The 22,611-nt window shown below is 62.4% G+C and carries 16 protein-coding genes; 11 read left to right on the top strand and 5 right to left on the bottom strand.

Annotation, left to right across the window (positions count from 1 at the left end):
• Nucleotides 1-49: 49 nt before the first annotated feature.
• Nucleotides 50-1,390, bottom strand: a complete 1,341-nt coding sequence (locus Q363_RS04465; protein ID WP_035348149.1) for an aminotransferase family protein — start codon at nt 1,388-1,390, stop codon at nt 50-52.
• A 108-nt stretch (nt 1,391-1,498) separates the two neighbouring features.
• On the opposite strand from Q363_RS04465, the gene Q363_RS04460 reads away from it, so the two are divergent.
• Nucleotides 1,499-2,953: a sodium:solute symporter family protein gene (locus tag Q363_RS04460; RefSeq protein ID WP_051978359.1), complete on the top strand. Its 1,455-nt coding sequence runs from the start codon at nt 1,499-1,501 to the stop codon at nt 2,951-2,953.
• Nucleotides 2,954-2,996: 43 nt separating this feature from the next.
• Nucleotides 2,997-4,091: a P1 family peptidase gene (locus Q363_RS04455; protein ID WP_035348147.1), complete on the top strand. Its 1,095-nt coding sequence runs from the start codon at nt 2,997-2,999 to the stop codon at nt 4,089-4,091.
• Nucleotides 4,092-4,162: 71 nt separating this feature from the next.
• Here the strand turns inward: Q363_RS04455 and Q363_RS04450 are convergent, their stop codons facing one another.
• A complete protein-coding gene (locus tag Q363_RS04450) occupies nt 4,163-4,621 on the bottom strand; it encodes a hypothetical protein (RefSeq protein ID WP_035348145.1) in 459 nt (152 codons plus the stop codon).
• Nucleotides 4,622-4,712: 91 nt separating this feature from the next.
• Nucleotides 4,713-5,297: a sigma-70 family RNA polymerase sigma factor gene (locus Q363_RS04445; RefSeq protein ID WP_035348144.1), complete on the bottom strand. Its 585-nt coding sequence runs from the start codon at nt 5,295-5,297 to the stop codon at nt 4,713-4,715.
• Nucleotides 5,298-5,631: 334 nt separating this feature from the next.
• On the opposite strand from Q363_RS04445, the gene Q363_RS04440 reads away from it, so the two are divergent.
• Nucleotides 5,632-8,481 (top strand): serine/threonine-protein kinase, encoded by a 2,850-nt coding sequence (locus Q363_RS04440; RefSeq protein WP_035348142.1) that lies wholly within the window; start codon nt 5,632-5,634, stop codon nt 8,479-8,481.
• 319 nt (nt 8,482-8,800) lie between these two features.
• Entirely contained in the window at nt 8,801-9,598 is a 798-nt protein-coding gene (locus tag Q363_RS04435) for a hypothetical protein (protein WP_035348140.1), read from the top strand.
• Here the strand turns inward: Q363_RS04435 and Q363_RS43715 are convergent.
• Nucleotides 9,595-9,834, bottom strand: coding sequence for a hypothetical protein (locus Q363_RS43715; RefSeq protein WP_245632031.1), 240 nt, complete (start codon nt 9,832-9,834; stop codon nt 9,595-9,597). The genes Q363_RS04435 and Q363_RS43715 overlap by 4 nt on opposite strands.
• Here Q363_RS43715 and Q363_RS46090 point away from each other — a divergent pair.
• Genes Q363_RS46090 through Q363_RS04420 form a run of 3 tightly spaced genes read left to right on the top strand, consistent with a single transcriptional unit; the run spans nt 9,743 to nt 11,241 of the window.
• Nucleotides 9,743-10,009 (top strand): hypothetical protein, encoded by a 267-nt coding sequence (locus Q363_RS46090; RefSeq protein ID WP_425387623.1) that lies wholly within the window; start codon nt 9,743-9,745, stop codon nt 10,007-10,009. The two genes, Q363_RS43715 and Q363_RS46090, sit on opposite strands and share 92 nt — an antisense overlap.
• A 19-nt stretch (nt 10,010-10,028) precedes the next feature.
• Nucleotides 10,029-11,072 (top strand): DUF481 domain-containing protein, encoded by a 1,044-nt coding sequence (locus Q363_RS04425; RefSeq protein ID WP_035348136.1) that lies wholly within the window; start codon nt 10,029-10,031, stop codon nt 11,070-11,072.
• The gene (locus tag Q363_RS04420; protein WP_035348134.1) at nt 11,053-11,241 is read left to right on the top strand and encodes an amidohydrolase family protein; all 189 of its coding nucleotides are present in this window, start codon (nt 11,053-11,055) and stop codon (nt 11,239-11,241) included. Before Q363_RS04425 ends, Q363_RS04420 begins: the two co-directional genes overlap by 20 nt.
• A gap of 151 nt (nt 11,242-11,392) precedes the next feature.
• Here Q363_RS04420 and Q363_RS04415 read toward each other — a convergent pair whose 3' ends face one another.
• Complete coding sequence (locus Q363_RS04415; protein ID WP_084079991.1) at nt 11,393-13,636, bottom strand: PKD domain-containing protein; 2,244 nt, start codon at nt 13,634-13,636, stop codon at nt 11,393-11,395.
• Nucleotides 13,637-13,736: 100 nt separating this feature from the next.
• Here Q363_RS04415 and Q363_RS04410 point away from each other — a divergent pair, with 100 nt between their 5' ends.
• The 4 genes from Q363_RS04410 (at nt 13,737) to Q363_RS04395 (ending at nt 22,597) form a co-directional block, all read left to right on the top strand.
• The gene (locus tag Q363_RS04410; protein ID WP_035348131.1) at nt 13,737-16,127 is read left to right on the top strand and encodes a glycoside hydrolase family 2; all 2,391 of its coding nucleotides are present in this window, start codon (nt 13,737-13,739) and stop codon (nt 16,125-16,127) included.
• Between the two features lie 125 nt (nt 16,128-16,252).
• Nucleotides 16,253-18,160, top strand: a complete 1,908-nt coding sequence (gene pabB / locus Q363_RS04405; RefSeq protein WP_051978358.1) for an aminodeoxychorismate synthase component I — start codon at nt 16,253-16,255, stop codon at nt 18,158-18,160.
• Between the two features lie 128 nt (nt 18,161-18,288).
• Nucleotides 18,289-19,317 (top strand): DUF1338 domain-containing protein, encoded by a 1,029-nt coding sequence (locus tag Q363_RS04400; RefSeq protein WP_084079989.1) that lies wholly within the window; start codon nt 18,289-18,291, stop codon nt 19,315-19,317.
• Nucleotides 19,318-19,624: 307 nt separating this feature from the next.
• Nucleotides 19,625-22,597, top strand: coding sequence for an FAD-binding and (Fe-S)-binding domain-containing protein (locus tag Q363_RS04395; protein WP_035348129.1), 2,973 nt, complete (start codon nt 19,625-19,627; stop codon nt 22,595-22,597).
• Nucleotides 22,598-22,611 lie beyond the last annotated feature (14 nt).

The raw sequence follows: 22,611 nt of genomic DNA, 5'->3' as shown, positions 1-22,611 counted from the left end.
CGAGGAGAAGGTCAAGCGATTTTCACGAAGCCCGGTAGTCGTACAGGTGTTACAGCAGGGCGTCTGCGACCGAGAGAGCGTCGTCGAAGGCAGCGACTGCCTTGTCGATGTCTACCTTCTCCACAATCAGCGGCGGGGCGAGGACGAAGTGGCTCATCCACGCCTGCACGACGACGCCATCGCCGAGCATCTTCGCGGCGACCTGCTCGACCACCATCGGCTTGCCATCAAGCTTTTCCTGCCACGTGTTGAACGGCGTCTTGAGCTTCTGGTCCTTCACCAGTTCCACCGCCCAGAAGAGGCCAATGCCGCGGACGTCGCCGATGGAGGGATGCTTCGGCTTGAGAGCGCGAAGCTTCTCGCCGAGGTAGGCTCCCATCTCGTTGGCGCGATCGACCAGGTTGAGGCGGCGCATCTCGCCGATGGTGGCGACGGCGGGGCCTAGCGTCATGGGGTGGGCCTCGTAGGTGTGGCCGTGGGCGAAGTAGTTATCGTCAAAGAAGTCGGCGATCTTCTGTGTGGTAGCGCAGAGGCCGAGCGGCACATAGGCCGAGGTGATTCCCTTGGCCGTCGTAAGAATGTCGGGCTTCAGGTTCCAGTTGTCGATGGCGAACCACTTGCCGGTGCGGCCCCATCCGCTCATCACCTCGTCGGCGATGAGCAGGACGCCGTGCCGGTCGCACAGCGCGCGGAGCTTGTCGAAGTAGCCGGGCGGCGGAATGAGGACACCGTTGGTTCCGACGACAGGCTCGACGAGGACTGCGGCGACGTCGCCTTCGTTGGCGATCATGTAGTCGAGATAGTCGGCGCACGCGATGCCGCACTCAGGATAGGTGTGCTTGATCGGGCAGTTGTAGCAGTTGACTTCGGGGGAGAACAGAACGCCTTGCCCTTTGCTACGAGGCTCCGCGGGCCAGCGGCGCGGGTCGCCGGTAGCCGCAATCGACATCGAGGTAGAGCCGTGATACGAGCGATAGCGAGCGATGATCTTGGTCTTGCCGGTGTACATGCGCGCGATCTTGAAGGCGGCCTCGTTGGCGTCCGTCCCGGAGGTCGTGAAGAAGAACTTGGTAAGGCCCTCGGGAAGGACTTCGAGAAGCAGCTTGCTCAGTTCGGCACGAGCCGTCGTCGCGTAGAAGGGCGCGGCGTAGGCCAGCGTCTCGGCCTGCTTCTTGATGGACTCGATGACGGCCTTGTTGTTGTGGCCGAGGTTAGAACACATCAGCTGCGACGAGAAGTCGAGGTAACGCTTGCCGTTGCCGTCAGTGAAGTAGCAGCCGTCGGCGGAGACGAGGTGGTTGGGGTTCCAGAACTTCTGCTTGCGCCAGGTTCCGTAGTTGTGGTCCCGGGTGAGCTGGATGACTTGCTGCGAGGTGAGTTGATCGGGCATGGAGGCTCCGGAATGCAGAACTGGTCTTGCTGTTCGAGATTATGAGCGCGGTCGAGTATATCGGTCTTTCACGAAGAATATACGAATCATAGACAATGGAAGAGACGGATGAACATCTACCTGATTGCGCTGCTGCTCTACTCCATCTTCCTCATGGCGCTTGGCATTGTGATGAGCCGGCGCGTGAAGAGCTCGACGGACTTCCTGGTGGCGGGAAGGAGCCTGGGGACAGGGCGGCTGTTTGCCACGTTCCTGGCGGCGAACATCGGCGCGGGTTCGACGGTCGGTGCGACAGGACTGGGATACCGGCTGGGAATGTCGGCGTGGTGGTGGGTCGGCTCGGCGGCGATCGGATCGCTTCTGCTGTCGCAGTTCCTGGGGCCGAAGCTGTGGGTGATCGGGAAGAAGAACGGACTGGCGACCCTGCAGGACTTCCTCGAGCTTCGTTACGGCAAGGCCGTGAAGGCGGTCATCGCGGTGCTGTTCTGGTTTGGCTCGCTCGCGATTCTTGCCGGGCAGCTGATTGCGATCTCATGGATTCTGAATACAGTCGCAGGAATCCCGAAGTGGCAGGGATGCGTGATCGGCGGCATGGTCGCGATCGTGTACTGCGTGGCCGGCGGCATGATGTCGTCGTCGTTCGTGAACATGTTCGAGCTTGCCGTGACGATGTCGGGACTGCTGCTGGCGGTTCCGTTTGCACTTCATGCTCTGGGCGGGTGGGGACACATGCGCGAGCTTGTGCTGGCGAACACAGGCAGCGCGGCAAGGACGGAACAGCTGTTCAGCATCACCGGAGCGGGCGCAAAGCAGATCGCTGCATGGTTCGCGATTCTGGTGCCGTCGTTCATGGTCTCGCCGGGGCTGGTGCAGAAGGTCTATGGCGCGGGTGATGAGAAGACGGTGCGGGGCGGCGTAGTACTGAACTCGCTGGGCCAGGCCCTATTTGCGTTCGTGCCGGCAGTGCTTGGCCTGTGCGCGTTTGCTGCGCTGCCGCATCTCAGCAATGCGGAGCTGGCTCTGCCGGAGGCGATGAAGACGCTTCTGCCGCGCTGGCTCGGGGTGTGGACGCTGGCGTCGATCTTCTCGGCGGAGCTGAGTGCGACCGATGCGATTCTGTTCATGCTCTCGACGTCGCTGGCGGTCGATCTGTACAAGACGTTTCTGAATCCGGGCGTCTCGCAGCAGAGGCTGCTGATGGTGAGCCGAATCATTTTGATCGGTGCAGGGATCGCCGGGATTTTGCTGGCTGCGATTCTGCCTTCGATCATTGCGGCAGTCTCGATCTTCTACGGCCTGATCGCCGTCTCGCTGTTTGTTCCCGTGCTCGCCGGGCTCTATTCACGGCGCGTACTCTCGGCTGCTGCGCTCTCGAGCATCTTCGCCGCGCTTGCGGCAACGCTGGTCACGATGCGTCTAACGCATGGCGTCGGTTTTGGAGTGCTGTCTCCGCAGGCGATTGGAATTCTTACGGCGGCTATCGTTATGGTTGCGTTCCGTGTGTTCGCTCCTGTGTCTCCAAAGCCCGCTGACTCGCCTCCCGCAAAAGGGGCAGTGTTGTAGCGGGGTTCTGCATAGGTGCAGTGATTCTTGTTCGAGGTCTTGCATGAAGCGTCGTGAGTTTACCCGCAGTCTGGTTGGTCTTCCTCTCGCGGCAGCGCTGCCGGCCGAGGCCGCGTTCGCGCTCCTGAAGGAGCCGCTGTCCCTGCCTGAGGGCGGATCGATCACCGATGTACCTGGGCTCAAGGTCGGGCAGCACACGCTCGCCGAGCGGCCAACTGGTTGCACCGTGGTGATCTGCGAGAGCGGCGCGACCGCTGGCGTGGATGTAAGAGGATCGGCTCCAGGGACGCGCGAGACAGACCTGCTGTCGCCAACCAACATGGTCGAGAAGGTGCAGGCGATTCTGCTCTCAGGCGGCAGCGCCTATGGACTCGCGGCGGCGACGGGCGTGGTGCGGTGGCTGGAGGAGCACAACCTCGGGTACAAGATCGGCGGAGGCGTGGTCCCGATTGTGCCAGCGGCGATTCTCTTTGACCTGGGAGTCGGGGACTTCAAGATACGTCCAGCAGAAGACGCAGGATACAAGGCCTGCATAGCCGCGACGACGGGGCCGGTGAAGGAGGGCAACGTGGGCGCGGGGACAGGCGCGACGGTGGGCAAGATGTTCGGGCCGAAGTTCGCGATGAAATCGGGCCTGGGAACGGCGAGCGTGAAGGTGGGAGACACGGGAATCGTCGTGGGCGCCCTAGTGGCGGTGAATGCAGCGGGCGACGTGATCGATCCACGCACAGGCACGATCGTGGCCGGAGCGCGCTCCGAGGACGGTAAGGGCTACCGTGACTCGATGGAGGCGATCCTCAAGGGCTATCGCGTGGTGGTGCAGAACGGCGCCAATACGACGATCGGTGTGGTGGCAACGAACGCTCCCTTCACCAAGACGCAGATGACCAAGATCGCGCAGATGACGCACGACGGACTGGCGCGCGCCATCAACCCGGTGCACACGATGGGAGACGGCGACACGATCTTTTCGATGTCGACGGGAACGGCGAAGGTGAAGGCGGATGTAACTGCGATTGGAGCGATTGCAGCGACCGTGATGGCCCGCGCGATTGTCCGCGCGGCAATGCAGGCCACGAGTCTTCCGGACCTCGGATTCCCGGCTTACCGGGATTATGTGTTGTCACAAAAGAGCTAAAGCCCCGCGCCGCAGTTGGCAGCGCGAGGCTTTAGAAGATTCACAGAGAAAGAATCAAGGCAGATTGCAGATTAGTGCTGCAGCGTCGGCGTGATATTGACGGCGACCTCAGTGGCTTTCTGGTTGCGCAGCTCACGGATCAGTTCCTTCTCCTGCTTGCCGGTTGGGCAATCCCAGGCGGTTGAGGTGGCTGAGCTGGACACCTTATGAAGGAAGTAGCGATCGCCATACTGCGTGAAGGTGATGGTGCCGACCTTCGGGGCGTTCTGGCTGGTCTGCGGACGAACCATCGCCAGAATCTGGGCGTGCGGGTCGGAGCCGCGCAGCAGCATGATGTACTCGCCCTGCTTTGTAAAGGTGTAGGTTCCGGCCGGCATCACCTTGGAGCCAACCTCGAATGCAAACGGGATATTGGCCTTGACTCCCGACGGATCCTGGGCAAACGCGTTGAACGGAGTGGAGGCGACGCCGATGGCAAGAGCGGTAGACACGAGACCAGAGGCGAGAAAGGAAGTGATTGAGCGTTTCATGACCTATCTCCTTATCCGAAGGCCATCTCCACAATTGCCTTCACCTGGATAAGCGGAGAACAGGGACAGAAGGTGCCACGAATTCGCAATTTTATTGCTGGGCCGTGGCCGCTCCCTTTTGGATCTCCTCGAAGAGCCACAGGCGGGCGAGCGACCAGTCGCGCTTGACGGAGCGCGGCGCGATGCCGAGAACTCCCGCCACCTCTTCGACCGACAAGCCACCGAAGTAGCGCATCTCCACCACCTTGGCCTGCCTGGGATTGAGCTGTTCCAGGCGTGTCAGGGCCTCCTCTAGCAGGAGAAGCTGTGGAGCCGTCTCCCTGGTGAAGGCGATGCCTTCATCAAGCTCGACCCTCACGCGTCCTCCACCGCGCATGGCTGCGTTATGCTCCCTGGCGTGATCGACCAGCACTCGCCGCATCACGTTGGCGGCAAATCCGATGAAGTGAGCGTGGTTCTGCCACTCGACGTTCTGCTGCTGCGCGATCCTGAGGTACGCCTGGTTGATAAGCGCTGTCGGCTGCAGGGTGTGGCCTCGCCGCTCACGGCTCATATAGCCCTTGGCCAGCCGGTGCAGCTCGGAGTACACGAGAGGTAGCAGTTGGTCCGCGGCAGACTTGTCCCCACGGTTCATCGCCTTCAGCAGGACTGTGACGTCACCGTCGGGGATGGACATAGGAGGACTCCTATGGCGAGCATTCTACGCCGAGAGGCCTGAACTCACTCACAACCAAAAAATATGACAATGACACTGTTACCGGCTGGAGTACGCATTAATAGACAGCGGGCTGGAGGCATAACGTGATAAGCTTCTCGCGAAGAAAAGAGGCGGGTTAGCCCGAATTTCCTAGTTTTGCGCCGCGGTAAGACCGGTGATTGAAACCCGGAACTCTTAGCGGTGCAGTCTCCGGCTCTGTTGATCGATCTTCTTCTTGCTTGTTCTCTGGGGGCCTAAGCTACCAAATCTGCATCCTTTATCGGCCATACAGGGCTAGCGTGGAGGATAGGCCATGGCAGGGGAACGCGAAACCGTCGAACGGCTGTTCGCTGCTGCGCTGGAACTTGCGCCAGAGGACAGGTCCGTCTTTTTGAAGCGGGCGTGCCGTGAATCTCCTGAGCTGGAGCCGCTCGTCCGCGAGCTGCTGGACAAGGACGAGCGCCTGGGGAGCTTCCTGGAGCAGCCCTTCCTCGACCCCAGGAAGGCTGCGGCGCAGTTTGCGCCCTTTGACGACAAGAGCGCTCCTGCAAATAGTTACGGCACTGGATCCCATGCCGGAGCCTCCCCGCGGTGGAATGTCGGATCTGTCCTCAACGACCGGTTTGTGATCGTGCGCTACATCGCTCGAGGAGGCATGGGCGAGGTGTATGAGGTGGAGGACCGCCGGTTGCAGGGAGTCCACCTCGGTTTGAAGACGCTTCTCTCGCAATCGGCCGAGGACCCCGTCATGCAGAAGCGCCTCGAGCGCGAGATTCTTCATGCGCGCGAGGTGATTCATCCCAACCTCTGTCCTATCTACGACATCTTTCAGAGCGAAGATCAGGGCAAGCCGATCGCCTTCTTCACGATGAAGCTCCTGAGCGGAGAGACCCTGGCGATGCGGATCGCAAGGCAGGGGCCGATCGACCTTCCCGAGGCGACTGCGATCATTCGCCAGGTCGGCGACGCGCTCGGCGCCATCCACGATGCGGGCATCCTGCACCGCGACATCAAGGCGGGCAACATTATGCTCGATGGGCACGGCGCAGAGGTGCGCGTCTGCGTGATGGACTTCGGCTTGGCGCACGCCTACCAGGCCGGGTCTCAAACGCTGACCACTGCGGCGTTTGCCGGAACTCCGGCCTACATGGCTCCCGAGCTCTTCCGGGGCGAGCAGCCTTCCATTGCGACCGACGTCTATGCCATCGCTATCGTGGCCTACGAGATGTTGATGGGCCACGTGCCCAGGTTCAGTCCCGGCAACGAGCTCGAGACCGGACAGGACCCTGTCTTCGACAAGCTTCCGTCGCAGTGGAAGCGATTCATTCGCGGATGTCTCGAGCCTGACGCCACGCGCCGCTTTCCGAGCGTGCGCCAGGCAGTCGCCGTGCTGCAGCCGGGATACGTCGCGCCCCCGCCTCCACCCGCCGTCAGTTCACGGCACGCCATCTCCCGCCGAAAGATGCTGGAGATGGGAGCCGGCGCAACCGTCGCTCTCGCCGGAGGTGCCTGGCTGGAGTGGCCGAGGATCGATCGGTGGATGCACCCGCTTCCCGACAAGCGCTTCGTGGCGGTCATGGCGTGGCCCGCTCCGACGGGTGAGTCGTCGTCGCTCGTCTCGACGGTGCTGGGCTCGATTCGAAATCGCCTGACTCGCGCGGAAGCCTACGTGAAGAACCTCCTGGTCATCTCGGCGGGCGACGTCCCCGGAACTGTCCCGGTTGTGGCTCCTGCCGAGTCAGTGAGCCTGCTCGGCGCCAACCTCGTGCTGGCGGCGTCGCTGCAGACGAAGGCCACAGGGGCACAGCTTCTGCTGCAGGTGCTGGACGCTGCATCGCAGCGAACGCTTCGCAAGCAATCGATTGCGACCAGTCGCGACCAGATTAATACGTTGGCGGACAGGGGGTCAGAGGAGGCAGCGAAGCTGCTTGGACTTCCCCAGCAGGAAAAGAGGCTCAAGGATGATGAGGAGCTGAAGACGATCTCGCCTGAGGCATTTCAGCTGTTCAGCCAGGCGGAGGAGCTGGCGCATCAACCGAACAATACGGGACTCGATGCCGCAATTCTTAAATACGCCGATTGCCTGGGAATGGAGCCAAGGTTCCATCTGGGCTATGCCAAGCTTGCTATGGCTTATGTCCAGCAGTACTTGCGCACTCACGATCGAGCCCTGCTGTCGCTTGCGGAGCGGAACGCGGAAAGGGCAGCCGATGAGAATTCGGCGTCTGCCGCCGGGCTTCTGAGCCGGGCACAGGTGTATCTCTTTTCAGGAAGGCAGGAAGAAGCGCTGACCTTCATCGGCAGGTCTCTCAAGGTAGATCCTGGAAACTCAGAGACGATTCTCTACAAGACGTATGCCCTTCGCTTTCTCAATCGCTTGGCCGAGGCTGAGCAGGTGTACCGGGAGATCCTGAAGGAACGGCCCAACTATTGGCCGGCATACAACGAGCTCGCATATGTCCTGTGGAGACAAGCCAAGTACCAGCAGGCAGCTGATGCGTTTGCCGAAGCGGCGGTGGCAGCGCCCAGTGTTGCCATGCCGCTGGCGAACCTCGGCACGATGTACGTCGCCATCGGGAAACATGATGAGGCAATCGATGCATCGAGGCGCAGCATCGCAAGAAGCCCGAATGCAAATGCATTTCGCAACCTCGGTGATGAGGCGTTCACCGACAAGGACTACAAGGCAGCGCTGGGGTACTATGAGCAGGCGGCGCAGCTGGAACCCAGGTCGCATTTGGCGTGGCGGGACATCGGCGACTGTTATGCCATGCTGGGGAACTCCGCGAAAGTTCACGAGAACTATCAAAGGGCTGCGAAGGTGCTCTCGGAAGATTTGCAGGTGAATCCGCGCAATGGCTTCAGGTGGATGACTCTGGCGTTTTATCATGCCAAGGTTGGCGACTCAGTCTCCGCTGTAAAAGACATTGAAAATGCGGAGAAGTATGGCGCAAGCGATGTGAGGTCGAAGTTTATGAAGGTGCAGGCGCTCACACTGCTTGGAAAAAAGCAGGAGGCTCTGACGTTGTTGCTCGAATGTGTCAAAGAGGGCCTGTCTCCGGTTGAGATCGACCTCGCGCTCGATCTCAAAGACCTTCGTAAAGACCCCCGCTATCTCTCCGTCATTGCAAAGACCCCATCGAACCAGTCCGCGGCCACGTAGAGCTTCACCATCTTCCAGGATCGAGAGGATATTGGCGATGGCTGTTCGTACGGTTCTGCTGATACGAGATGAGCCGCAAGTGAGGGTCAGCGGTCAGAAGGCATGCCCAAAGAGCAAAGACGGCAGGTTCAAATTCTGTCTGCAGCAGAGAGGCCGCTCGTCAAACGCGGCTCTCAACAGAAGGTAGTCTCGCTGCAAGGAACACGGCGGATTATAGGGCCCGACAGTATGCCTCATCATCTCTCAGGATCGAAAGGACAAGACAATGCCTTCCAATCAGCAGAGTCGGAGTTATTGGCTGCTAATATTCTGCGCATTCGTGGCCGGTATTCTTATTGGCTATTTCTTCTTTCCTCACAAACCCAAATCCACGCCTCCTCACCACTTCACCTTCGATATTCTTCCCGGAGGTGTTCTGGCCGCACCGTACAAAGGGGACGTCCTTGAGTGGTATAAGGACGGAAAGCCCTCCGATGAAGTGCATATTCATTTCTACGGAGACAGTCCCTGCGAGGAAGGGGATGGCGGGAATAAATGCACGATCACCGAAGCTGCTGTCCGTGACCCGAACCATCCCTCCATTCTGAACCAGTTCATGTATTTCTGTTCCGATAAGGCGAATGCGAATGATCCCAGTGCAACGATCCTCTGCCAGGACCCCGGAGCCGAACCGACCAGCGGCGGTGATGGGAAGCTCCAGTTGCCTGGTGAGAATCATGTGGTCTACGCTGCCCAGCAGTCCAAGTCACCTCAACCGAGGTCACCTGAACCGAGCCAGCCGGCGCCAGACGTGCAAATAGCGCCGACGAACCTGACGGTGGTGTGCAGAAACAACACCGTTCAGGTCTTGAATCCAAGCACTACCCCGCCAAATACGGACACACCGATCGTAAAGGTAGGAGGCTTGGTTCAGTGGAACTCCACACTGAATCCAACCATCAAGATGGATGCCAGCAAGTGCGAAGCTGACACTCTGGGGAACCATCCGCCGACCTGCACGGTCAAGTCAGCCGGCGATATCTCGTATACCGTCCAGGTGGACAAGTGCGCGAATGCAGCGCCAGCTACTTTCCACATCAACGTAAGGGAGCTCATCAAGGGCTGCGATTTCTTCTAAAATTGCAGGCTCCAATCAAAACTCGTCGTAGACACCGGGTGAGCCATCGTTACCACGACGCGCTCACCCCTCTGCTCCAGCTTGCCCTTGTCCACGGAGCCCGAGGGTTCGACAATATCCGCGGCGTTCACCGCACCGCCACTCATCACGGTCGAGCAGCCGGTCGCGCGGCAGGGAATCGAGGCGGCGCAGTTCCTTCCCGAGCGCATGCGCGGCGAACAGCGGAGATCGCGCACCAGCATCCTTGAGTGCCGCCTCGTCGTGCGTCAATCCACCGATCCCTCGTCGCACGCCGCGACGTGCTGGGCAAGTTCTCAGGCGCCAGCTTCTTCGCAGATACCTGATTGGCAACAACATCCAGCCAGCGCACCGCTCTCTTCCCGTAGAATCCGGATTGCGACCGTACTTTAGACCGGAAGAGGAGATCCGCATGCTGAAGAAGTTATGGGCCGCACTCCTTGCCGCAGGACTGGGCTTGCTGATACCAGAACATTTGTTTGCCGGCACACGCACGAGCAACGACATCGTGTACATGCGCAACGGCGACAGGATCACCTGCGAGATAAAGTCGCTCTCGCAAGGGCAGCTCACGGTGAAGCCCGGCTACTCCAACTCGGCGATCGTGCTCGATTGGACCAAAGTGGATCGCATCCAGAGCGCCCAGCAATTCCTCATCACGGATCCTGACGGAAAGCTGTACGACGGTTCGCTCGCAGGAGAATCGGGCTCGCTGGTCGTGAAGGGTAACACGACCAACACTCTGAATCCTGAAAATGTCATTCAGATCGACCAGCTGGGAACGACGTTCCTGAGAAGGTTTCGCGGCGATGCAGACGTGGGCACGAGCTTTGCGCGTTCGAACTCGCAGCAGACCCTAACCCTTCAGACCGATCTCGGCTACCAGTCTGCTTCGTACATAGCCTCGATCAACTCGTCGTCGCAGTTCGCCAGCCAGCAGGAGACGAACGACACAAACGAAACCACGCTCAAGAGCCAGGTCTACAGGCAGCTTGGTGAATCGAACTGGTACTCCGGAGGACTCGCGAACTTTCTCTCCAGTACCGAGCAGCAGATCAGTCTTCGCTCCACGCTTGGCGCCGCCATCACCCGACGCCAGATCTTCACCAACAAAACCAACCTGAATTTCGTCGGCGGACTGGCGTACACCAATGAGCGGGACAGCGGGAACGGCATGGCCCAATCGCGCAAGAACGCGCTCGACTCCGTGTTTGCGACGCAGTACTCCACCTTCCGGTTCGACTCGATGACGTTCAACACATCGTTCTGGCTCTATCCCAGCATCACCTCGGCCGGCCGCGTACGCTTCACCCTCAACCAGGATGTGTACTACAAGTTCTTCAGCGACTTCTACATCCGCTTCAGCTTCTATGACAACTACGACAACCGGCCAGTTGTCGGAACTCCGTCGAACAACCTCGGCGGCACGACCTCCTTTGGCTGGTCGTTCCATTAAGCGGCGTCAGGCGGTCTCGACGAGGCCAACGCGAGCTGGCCACCTCGCTCCGTGGCAGGCCCTCGAAACCGCCACCAGCCTCGCCGCAAAAACCTACGGTCTCTCGAACGACCTCGGTACACTCACCCCCGGCCACCTCGCAGATCTCATCATCGTCGCCGGCGACTAGCTCACCAACGTCGACGACGTAGCCAAAGTGAAGTGCGTCGCCAAAAACGGCAAGCTCCAGTCCGTCGCCTCCATCATGGCTCCCTTGGCCAAATCCGGCATCGGCGAAACGATCTGTCCCGCTCACTGAGTCTTCCCCGCGCCCGTCGCAATCAATGGACGAACACGCTCTTTTTCTCGTCTTCCACCTCGTGCGAAAGAGCGGATGCCGGAATGGCCTCCTGAGGAACCCCCGGCCCCTGCCACAGCACCGCGAAGCCATCCGAGCCAGCCGTGTGCGTCATCGCAACGCGAATCCTGTGCCGGCCCTTCGCCAGCGCAACGCTTCCCCGAGCAGCCTGCACCGCGTTTCCCTCCGACCCGCACACCTGCGGCCACGCCTTCGGGCTCGCAGCGATCGTCGCCGAATCCACATCGAGTTGCCCACCGTCATTGCCCAGCAGCGTAAACGCATATCCGCCATCCGCCGGGACATCGATCAACCCCTCAAAAACTGCACCGTACTGCTCTCCATGCGTCATCGCCGCAACACTCAATCCTGCGCTCATCCCCGTCGCAATCGCATCCTCTTTCCTCAACGCATCAACATCCAGCCGCGACCCAGCAAAGTACTCATAACGAACCCCAGCCTCCGTGGAAGCCACGCTCACCGCAGGCTCAAGCCTCTTCGCGACCACAACCGGGGCATCCGCCCAGCTAGTGCGTCCATTCGCATCCACAGTGCGCAGCAGAACGCGAAATCTTCCCGAGTGGTCCCACAGCGTCCCTTGAGTATCAGTAAACGCATGCCGCACCACGCGCCCCGTCGCTCTCGTCCCATCACCGAAGCTCCACTCGTACCGCACAATCTTCGCCACGCCGGTCTGCGAGCTTCCCGCCGCGAAGCGCACCCTCCGGCCCGGTGCAATCAATCCCGCCGAGTAAGTGAATCCCGCTCGCGCCGCGCCAGAACCATACGCCGGCGCTTCGGCTCCGCCCGTCACCTCCAGCGGCACTTCCTCATCCTTCTCCATCAAACGATTCGCCAGCGTCACATTATCGAAGCTCACTCCACGAACGCTCCCCTTCAGCGTCGAAGGCACCAGCGAGCCCACTTCCAGTGCCGCCACGTCGCGAAACCGCACTTCCTCGATCCCCTGCGCAGGCTGCCGCAACTGCACCAGCGAGTACCAGTCCTCCAGCCGCACATCCTCGAACAGATAATCCGATTGTGTCCCGTGCCCATCCGGATCGGCCCATATCTCTAGCAGCGCAAACGGAACCACGCACGCCCCCATTCCCATGTGCAGTACGTCCACATTGCGCATCACAAAGTGGTGGCTGTCGAAGCTCTTGCGCGGCCACGCCGCCCGCACAATGTTTGAGATGCTCGTCGACACCACGCTGTCCTCGATCGTGATGTTGCTCACCTCATGTCCGGGAATCGCCATCGCGTCCGGGCTGTACCCGTCCCAGTTGCCCTGCATGGCAAACACGTCGTCGGCCGCGCGAAAGAAGCTGTCCCGCACCACCGTGTCGCCGCCGCCCAGCCAGTCCATCCCATCCTGGTTCGCATTGCCTGCGCTCCCGCCGATCGCCTTCACGTTGTCGAAGCGAATATCCCGCGAGTCCTTCATCTGGATCATCCACGTCCGGCTCCGCACTACGCACGTAATCCCTTCAATCGAGATGTGTCGCGCTCTATCCATCACAATCGCGTGCCAGTCCGGCTTGTGAATCCATCCCGTGTCGTCGTTCGGATTCTGCGGCCCGTCGTACACAATCACGCCGCGCCCGAAGACGCGAACGTTCTCTACCTGCCATAGATTCAATCCGCCCAGCACGACCGCTCCCGGGGCCAGATAGATCACATCGCCGCTCTTCGCATTGATTCCGTCGCGATGCACTCCCGGCCCGTAGAACCGCACGCCCGCAGCATTCGCCCGCGGAGCATCCCTCTCCGGCCTGTTCGCAAACAGAAACAGCATCTCCGCGCCCGCAAGAAAATCTCCCGGCCGCGTAATCGAGATCTTCGCCGGCCCATCCAGCCGGAACGAGATCGTGCGTCCCTTCAGCCTCGGCCTGATTCCCAGCCGCCAAGGCTGCACCTCCACGCCGCGCGACCAGTAGTCGTCCGTCGGAGCCGTCACCTCCACCATCCCCCGCCCCCGCACATCGAAGTTCGCAAAGTAGTAGTTCGCCGCCGCGTGCGCCACGGCCACCTCGCGCCCATTCACCCTTAGCACAAAGCGCGACGACGCAATCTCCTCCGGCAGCTCCGCTGCCGCCGCGGGGCTCCGCCTCTGCATCGCGTGACCTGCATGGAATCCCGCAAAGAAACTCCCTAAAGCGACGACCGCCATAAGCCGCAGCACTACCTGTTTCCAACGCGCACTCCACACCTTGCCTGTCGACATGCAGCTCTCACTATATAAGTCGCAATCCGTATCTTTCTCTGTGACAAATCCCGCCAACCTGCTTACGATGTTTCTACCTTTGAAAATGACAATTCATTCGATGGACCGCCGCGACTTCCTCAAGACCACCGGAACCCTTCTCGCCGCCACCGCTCTCCCCGGAGCCACAGCCCTCGCCCAGGAGACCTCCGCCGAACGTACCGTCCTTCCGCTCAATCGCAACTGGCGCTTCCATCCCAGCAAGGTCGAAGGCGCACACGCCGCTACCTTCAACGACGCATCCTTCGAGCGAGTCGTCATCCCCCACACAAACAAAAAGCTCCCCTGGCACAGCTTCGACGACAAGGACTACGAGTTCGTCTCCACCTATCGCCGCCGCTTCCGCACACCCGCCACGGCCAAAGGCAAGCGAGTCTTTCTCGACTTCGAAGGCTCCATGACCGCCACCACCGTCTGGATCAACGGCACCTCGCTCGGCGAATACAAAGGCGGCTACACTCCCTTCTCCTTCGAACTCACACCACACCTCAAAGACGCTGGCGACAACATCCTCACCGTCTACGTCGACTCCACCGAGCGCGCCGACATCCCACCTTTCGGCAACGAGATCGACTACCTCACCTTCGGCGGCATCTATCGCGAGGTCGGGCTTCGTATCGTCCCGCAAACCTACATCGACAACATCTTCGCCCGCACGAAAGACGTCCTCACCTCACCCGCGCTCGATGTCGACTGCTTCCTCGCCGGAGCCGCAGCGCAAGACCTCATGCTCGAAGTAGAGTTGCGTGACGGCGACAAGACCATCGCAAAATCCTCCGAAAAAATCTCCCACACCACCGCCCCCGACCCCAACGCCGGCGCCAACCCCGAGACCTCAGCGCCCGTCCACGCCAGCACTCAGACCATCAACGATCCCGCGCGCCACACCGTCACACTCTCCTCTCTGCAGAACATCCAGCTCTGGAGTCTCGACCAGCCGCACCTCTACACCGTCCACGTCCGCCTCCTCGCGGCAGGCCGCGTCATCGATTCCGACACACGCCGCATCGGCTTTCGCGAGGCCGTCTTCACCCCGCAGGGCTTCTCGCTCAACGGCAAGGTCATCAAGCTGCGCGGCCTCGACCGCCACCAGACCTTCCCCTTCGTCGGCCAGGCCATGCCCGCGCGCGCACAGCGCAAGGACGCCGACATCCTCCGCAAAAACCTCCACTGCAACATCGTCCGCACCTCGCACTACCCGCAGTCGCGCCACTTCCTCGACCGCTGTGACGAGATCGGTCTCCTCGTCCTCGAAGAGATCCCCGGCTGGCAGCACATCGGCGACGAGTCCTGGAAGCAGATCTCCATCGACAACGTCGGCCGCATGATTCGACGCGACTGGAACCACCCCTCCGTCATCCTCTGGGGCGTGCGCATCAACGAGTCCCGCGACGACCACGACTTCTACCTCCGCACCAACAAGCTCGCGCACCTGCTCGACCCCACGCGCCAGACCGGAGGCATCCGCAACTTCGAAAAGTCAGAGCTCCTCGAAGACGTCTTCACCATCAACGACTTCGGCTTCCCCCTGCGCGCCCCCAACCACCCGCTCTACCTCAACACCGAATTCGTCGGTCACACCTTCCCCACCAAGACCACCGACGACGATGAGCGCCAGCGCGAGCACACCCTGCGCCACGCACGCATTCACAACCAGCTCGCCTCCGATCCGCAGTACGCCGGCGGCATCGGCTGGTGCGCCTTCGACTACAACACCCACTCCAACTTCGGCGCCGGCGACCGCATCTGCTACCACGGCGTCACCGACATCTTCCGCGAGCCCAAGCCCGCCGCCGCCTTCTACAAATCGCAGTGCGACCCCGCCGAGGAGATCGTCCTCGAGCCCGCCTTCCACTGGGCCAACTCCGACGAATCCGAACACCTCCGCCGCGCCGTCATCTGCTCCAACTGCGACCACCTCAAGCTCTACCTCCGCCCTAAAAGCGACCCCAACACGCCGTGGGAGCCCTACATCGAGCTCGACCCCGACCGCACCGAGTTCGCGCATCTCAAGTACGCGCCCTTCATCCTCGACCGCGACCACGCCGGAGCCCACCGCCCCTGGGGCGACCTCCGCATCGACGGCTTCCTCAACGGCAAGCAGGTCATCTCGCGCACCCTCTCCGGCAGTGGTGCCGATTGCAAGTTCACCGTCACTCCCGATGACACAACACTCCTCGCCGACGGAGCCGACACCACACGCATCGTCCTCCGCGTCACCGACGACTTCGGCAACATCCGCCCCTACGCCAACGACCCCATCACCTTCAAGCTTGAAGGCCCCGCCGACCTCATCGGCGACAACCCCTTCGCACTCATCGGCGGCACAGGAGCCATCTGGCTCCGCGCCCGCGAACTCTCCGGCACCGCCCACTTCACCGCAACCCACCCACGCCTCGGCACCGAAACCATCACCATCACCTTCAAAGCCGCAACGCCAGAGGCGGTGTGAACCAACATTTACGTACCTATGTCAGAAGTGTCATCCTGAGCGAAGCGCAGCGGAGTCGAAGGATCTGCGTTTTGCTCGCGCTCGACTCAAACTCAGCGCAGTCACGAACATGAAACACTAACCCCGTGCCCCGCTGGACACCACTCCCGCCCCACCTCCGCACACTCGCGGCAACCTCCCGCAACGCAGTGCTGCTCGAGACCTCGCGCTTCGACCAGCAAAATTGTTACAGCTACCTCTTCCTCAACCCCACCGAGATCATCACAGCCCAAGCCCTCGACGATCTCCCCGCACTCTTCGCCCGCATCGAGTCCGCACACAAACAAGGCCTCCACCTCGCCGGCTACCTCCACTACGAGTGCGGCTACCACTTCGAGCCGAGCCGCTTCGAACCCCTCAACGAACGAGCACCAACCGACGAGCCAATAGCCTGGTTCGGAGCCTACCCTCAGCCCTTCATCTTCCACCACGCTACCGGCACCTTCGCCGGTCCCACGCCGCCGCAAGCGTCCATCGAACCCACACCAACAACCTTCACTGCCGAAGCCGCCCTAGACATTCCCGAAGTCGAATACGCAGAAAAGATCCTCCGCATCCAGCAATACATCGAAGCCGGCGACACCTACCAGGTGAACTTCACCGACTTCGTCACCGTCGCCGCACCACACTCCGCAGCCGCATCGTTCGCCGCACTCTCTTCCTCCCAGCCCGTCGCCTACAGCGCGCTCCTCCACATCGGCGATCAACACATCCTCTCCCTCTCGCCCGAACTCTTCTTCCGCATCCAAAAGTCCGCTGAAGGCAACCGCATCACCACCCGCCCCATGAAGGGCACCATGCCCCGCGGCCTCGATCTCGCCGCCGACGACGCGCAGGCAGCGCGCCTCCAGGCCGACGAAAAAAATCGCAGCGAGCACGTCATGATCGTCGATCTTCTCCGCAACGACCTCGGCCGCATCTGCCGCGCGGGCTCTATCCACGTCGAAGACCTCTTCTCCGTCGAGCGCTACCGCACCCTCCTCCAGATGACCTCCACGATCAGTGGAGACCTCCTTCCCAACCTCTCCTTCTACGAGATCTTCCGCGCCCTCTTCCCCTCCGGCTCCATTACCGGAGCCCCCAAGCTCCGCACCATGCAGATCATCCGCGAGCTCGAGCGCGCACCCCGCGGCGTCTACACCGGAGCCATCGGCCACATCGCTCCCTCCGGAGACGCAACCTTCAACGTAGCCATCCGCACCCTCGTCCTCCGCAACCACACCGCGCACATGGGCGTAGGCGGAGGCATCGTCGCCGACTCCCACTCCGCCTCCGAGTATCGCGAGTGCCAGCTCAAGGCCGCCTTCCTCACCCGCCCCCACACAGACTTCCAGCTCATCGAGACCATGCTCTTCGACGGCGCCGCCATGCCGTACCTCCCCCTGCATCTCGATCGCCTAGCCGCCTCCGCACAATACTTCGACTACCCTTGCGACCGCGCCACCATCGCCTCGCGCATCCATACCCTCACCGCCACGCTCCCGTCCACGCGCCACAGCATTCGCCTCCTCCTCGACTCCACCGGCGACATCACCCTTACCCGCGCTCCACTCTCCGAAGACCCTCCCACCCTCTCCGTCCGCATCTCCCCCCACCGCACCAGCTCGACCGATCTCTTTCTCCGCCACAAGACCACGCGGCGCGACCTCTACAACACCGAGCTAGCCCGCGCCCGCGCCGAGGGCTTCGGCGAGGTGCTCTTCCTGAACGAACACGGCGAGCTCACCGAAGGCGCCATCAGCACCCTCTTCGTCCGCCTCAACGAAAAACTCCTTACCCCGCCGCTCGCCGCCGGAGCTCTCCCCGGCATCCTCCGCGCCCACATCCTCGCCACCGACCCCACCGCCCAAGAGCACACCCTCACCCTCGCCGACCTCGCCCGCGCCGAGGCCATCTACGTCGGCAACTCCGTGCGCGGCCTCCGCCAGGTCACCCGCATCGACACCTCAACGCTGAAGTCAGCCAACCCCGCACAAGAAAAAGTGTCATCCTGAGCGAAGCGCAGCGGAGTCGAAGGATCTGCGGCTTGTTTTACGTCCAGCGATACCCATTTACATCTGCACCCCCTTTTGACGATCATGGATATCCGCGCCCCCACGATGCGGCGCAGAGGGAATCAAAAATGAGCACGCAAAACAGCACTCTTCATCAACTTCTCGAAACGATCGTCGGCCCCCAGCGCACCGACCGCCTCTTTCAGGTCCTCGTCATCCACCCCGACCTCGCCTCCGACCCCGGCCCCCGCGTCTCCCGCGCCGTCCTCGCCCAGGCCCTCAACATGCTCCTCTTTGAGGACCTGTTGAAGCGCGTCCCCTCCGCCGAGCTCTACGTCCAGCGCAGCCTCCAGCAGGGCCGCACGGTCATGCACGACCACGGCGCCGTCCGCACCGTCGCGCTCTCCGGCATGGGCGCGCTCCCCGCAGGCCAGGAAGCCATCACGCGCGTCCTGCGCCCGCTCGGCTACGCTCTCAACGGCGTCTATCCGCTCGAGCGCCTCCGCATGACCGGTCGCTCCCACGCCCAGGCCGACTACCCCGAGGACATCGCCCAGTTCTTCATCTCCGAGCTGCACCCCGAGCGCTTCTCCCCCGAGTTCCAGGCCGCCGTCGCCCGCGTCACCGCTCAATCCAAGGACCCCGTCACCCCCGAGGCCGCCGCCCTGCTCAAAAAGCTCGAGGCCGAAGGATCGCTCTCCCTCGAAGACGCCGCCAAGCTCCTCCCCGTCCTCGTCAGCGTCTTCGATCGCCAGCACCCCGAGCCCACCCTTGCCGACTACGAGATCCTCCTCGCCGAATCCCCCGAGATGGCCTGGATCTCCACCGAGGGCAATGTCTTCAACCACGCCACCGACCGCGTCCCCGACGTCGACCAGCTCACCGTCGAGCTCAAGGCCCTCAACCAGCCCATCAAAGACGTCGTCGAAAAATCGCAGTCCGGCCGCGTCCGTCAGACCGCCTTCACCGCCGCCCGCGTCAAGCGCACGTTCCGCTCCAGCGACGGCAGCCTCACCGAAAGAGAGGTCCCCGGCTCCTTCTACGAGTTCATCACCCGCCTCCACATGCCCGAAAAAGACGGCAAGCGCCCCCTCGACCTGAGCTTCGACAGCTCCAACGCCCAGGCCATCTTCAAAATGACCGCCAACGCCAAGTAGCGACGCCGCGCGCCCTCCAGAGACGTCGTTCCGACCCTGAGCGAGCAGAGCGAGTCGAAGGGGAGGAACCCCCGCACTTTGCGTGCAGTGCCACAAAAGCCCGGTGCCCCATCCTTCGCTGCAGCGAGAGGGGAGAGAACCATGCATCGGAGCGGAAGTTAGACAAGTGTCATCCTGAGCGAAGCCTCTCGCAGCTTCATCGCGAGAGGCGCAGTCGAAGGATCTGCGGTTTGCTCGCAGTGGCGCACTCGTGTTGTGCTCAGTGCGTCAGGTCTTCACAAAAGCACTAAAATAGCTCGCAAACAAAATGTCCACCACCACGACCCCCACCGCCACGCCCTTCACCATCCTCCCCAGCTCGCACGCCCGCGCCCACGACACCTTCCCCCAGGCCGCCGAGCTCGAGCCGGCCCTCCGCCAGCGCATCCGCGGCGAGGTCCGCTTCGATGAAGGCTCGCGCGCTCTCTACGCCACCGACGCCTCCAACTACCGCCACATCCCCATCGGCCTCGTCATCCCCCGCGACGAGGACGACGTCATCGCCGCCGTAGCCGTCTGCCGCCAGTTCAACGCCCCCATCCTCTCCCGCGGAGGAGGAACCTCGCTCGCCGGCCAGTGCTGCAACTTCGCCGTCATCCTCGACTTCTCCAAGTACATGCGCAACATGGGCCCGGTCGATCCCGTCACCCGCACCGTCAAAGTCCAGCCCGGCATCGTGCTCGACCGCGTCCGCGAGGCCGCAGAAAAGCACGCCCTCACCTACGCTCCCGACCCCGCCACTCACTCCCGCTGCACCATCGGCGGCATGATCGGCAACAACTCCTGCGGCATCCACGCGCTTATGGGCGGCAAAACCGTCGACAACATCCACTCCCTCGACATCCTCCTCTACGACGGCACCCGCCTCACCGTCGGCCCCACCACCGACGAAGAGCTTGCTGCCAAGATCGCCGCCGGAGGCCGCGAAGCCGAGATCTACGCCGGCCTCAAACAAATCCGCGATCGATACTCCTCGCTCGTCCGCGAAAAGTTCCCCAACATCCCCCGCCGAGTCTCCGGCTACAACCTCGACGAGCTCCTCCCCGAAAACCGCTTCAACGTAGCCCGCGCCCTCGTCGGCTCCGAAGGCACCTGCGCGATCATCCTCGGAGCCACCCTCAACCTCGTCGAATCCCCGCAGTACCGCACCCTCGTCGGCATCGGCTTCAAAGACATCTTCGTCGCCGCCGACCACGTGCCCCTCCTCCTCACGCACAAGCCCATCGGCCTCGAAGGCGTAGACGGCCTCCTCCTCGACTCGCTCCGCGCCAAGCAGAAGGCCCTCGACGACATGCAGCTCGTCCCCCCAGGCCGCGGCTTCCTCCTAGCCGAGTTCGGCGGCAACACCCAGGCCGAGGCGGACGATCGCGCCCACTCCCTCGTCACCGCGCTCAAGGGAATCGCCGAGGCCCGCGTCTACAACGACTCCGAAGCCCACCGCGTCTGGGCCATCCGCGAGTCCGGCCTCGGTGCTACCGCCTTCGTCCCCGGCAAGCGCACCGGCTGGGAAGGCTGGGAGGACGCCGCCGTCTCCCCCGAGCAGCTCGGCTCCTACCTTCGCTCCATCTACACCCTCATGGACCAGTACGGCTACTGGAGCCCCATGTACGGCCACTTCGGCCAGGGCTGCGTCCACATGCGCCTCTCATTCGACCTCGAGACCGAAAAGGGCATCCTCGACTTCCGCCGTTTCATGGACGAGGCCGCTGACATCGCCCTCGCCCACGGCGGCTCCCTCTCCGGCGAGCACGGCGACGGCCAGGCCCGCGGCGCGCTCCTCCCCAAGATGTTCGGCCCCGAGCTGATGGACGCCTTCCGCCAGTTCAAGCGTCTCTTCGACCCCGCCAACAAGCTCAATCCCAACAAGATGCTCGACGGCCACGAGATCCACGAGGACCTCCGCCTCGGAGCCGACTACGCCCCCTGGGAGCCCCACACCCACTTCGCCTTCAAGGACGACTCGGGCTCCCTCGCCCGCGCCACCCTCCGCTGCGTCGGCGTCGGAGCCTGCCGCAAGGCCGACGCCGGAACCATGTGCCCAAGCTACATGGCCACCGGCGAAGAGCAGCACTCCACCCGCGGCCGCGCCCACATGCTCTGGGAGCTCATGCAGCGCGAGGTCCTCCCCAACGACTGGGCCAACCAGCAGGTCCGCGAGTCCCTCGACCTCTGCCTCTCCTGCAAGGCCTGCCGCTCCGAGTGCCCGGTGAGCGTCGACATGGCCACCTACAAGGCCGAGTTCCTCGCCCACCACTACGAGCACCACTCGCGCCCGCTCTCCCACTACGCCTTCGGTCACATCGACCGCTGGGCCCGCCTCGCCTCCATCGCGCCGGCCATCGTCAACGCCATCAACGCCACCCCCGGAATCTCGCACCTCATCAAGTCGCTCCTCCACATCCACCCAAACCGCAAGTTCCCGCGCTTCGCCCGCCCCTTCACCCCCGACCGCCGCCTCGCCCGCGACGCGCAGCGCCTCCGCGGAGACCGCCGCACCACACCGCCCGCCGAGGCGCAAAAGGTCTTTCTCTGGTCCGACACCTTCAACAACTACTTCCACCCCGCCACCATGCGCGCCGCCTACAAGGTCCTCACTGACGGCGGCTTCCGCATCACCGTCCCCAACCGCCACCTCTGCTGCGGCCGCCCCCTCTACGACTTCGGCATGTTGGACACCGCAAAGCAGTACCTCGAAAAAATCCTCGACGCCCTCACCGAGCAGATCAACGACGGAACCCCCATCGTCGTCCTCGAGCCCAGCTGCGCCTCCGTCTTCCGCGACGAGCTCACCAACCTCATCCCCAACGACCCCCGCGCGCAAAAACTCCGCACCCAGGTCTACCTCCTCAGCGAGTTCCTCGTAAAGTTCGCCCCCGACTACCAGCCCCCGCGCATCGACCAGAAGATCGTCGTCCACGGCCACTGCCACCACAAGGCCATGACCGGCATCGGCGAGCACGGCATGACCGATGAGATCCGCCTCCTCCGCGCCACCGGAGCCGACGTTCAGGTCCTCGACTCCGGCTGCTGCGGCATGGCTGGCCCCTTCGGCTTCGAAAAAGACAAATATGACGTCTCCCAAAAGATCGGCGAGCGCCGCCTCCTCCCCGCCGTACGCAACAACCCCCAAGCCATCATCGTCTCCGACGGCTTCAGCTGCTGCGAACAGATCACCCAGAACACCAAGGCCCGCCCCAAACACCTCGCCGAAGTTCTCGCGCAAGCATCTGACAAGTCTTGATCTAAGGTCCGGCT

The organism is Edaphobacter aggregans DSM 19364 (assembly GCF_000745965.1).
GTDB lineage: Bacteria > Acidobacteriota > Terriglobia > Terriglobales > Acidobacteriaceae > Edaphobacter > Edaphobacter aggregans.
This window is presented reverse-complemented; position numbering and strand designations above follow the sequence as displayed.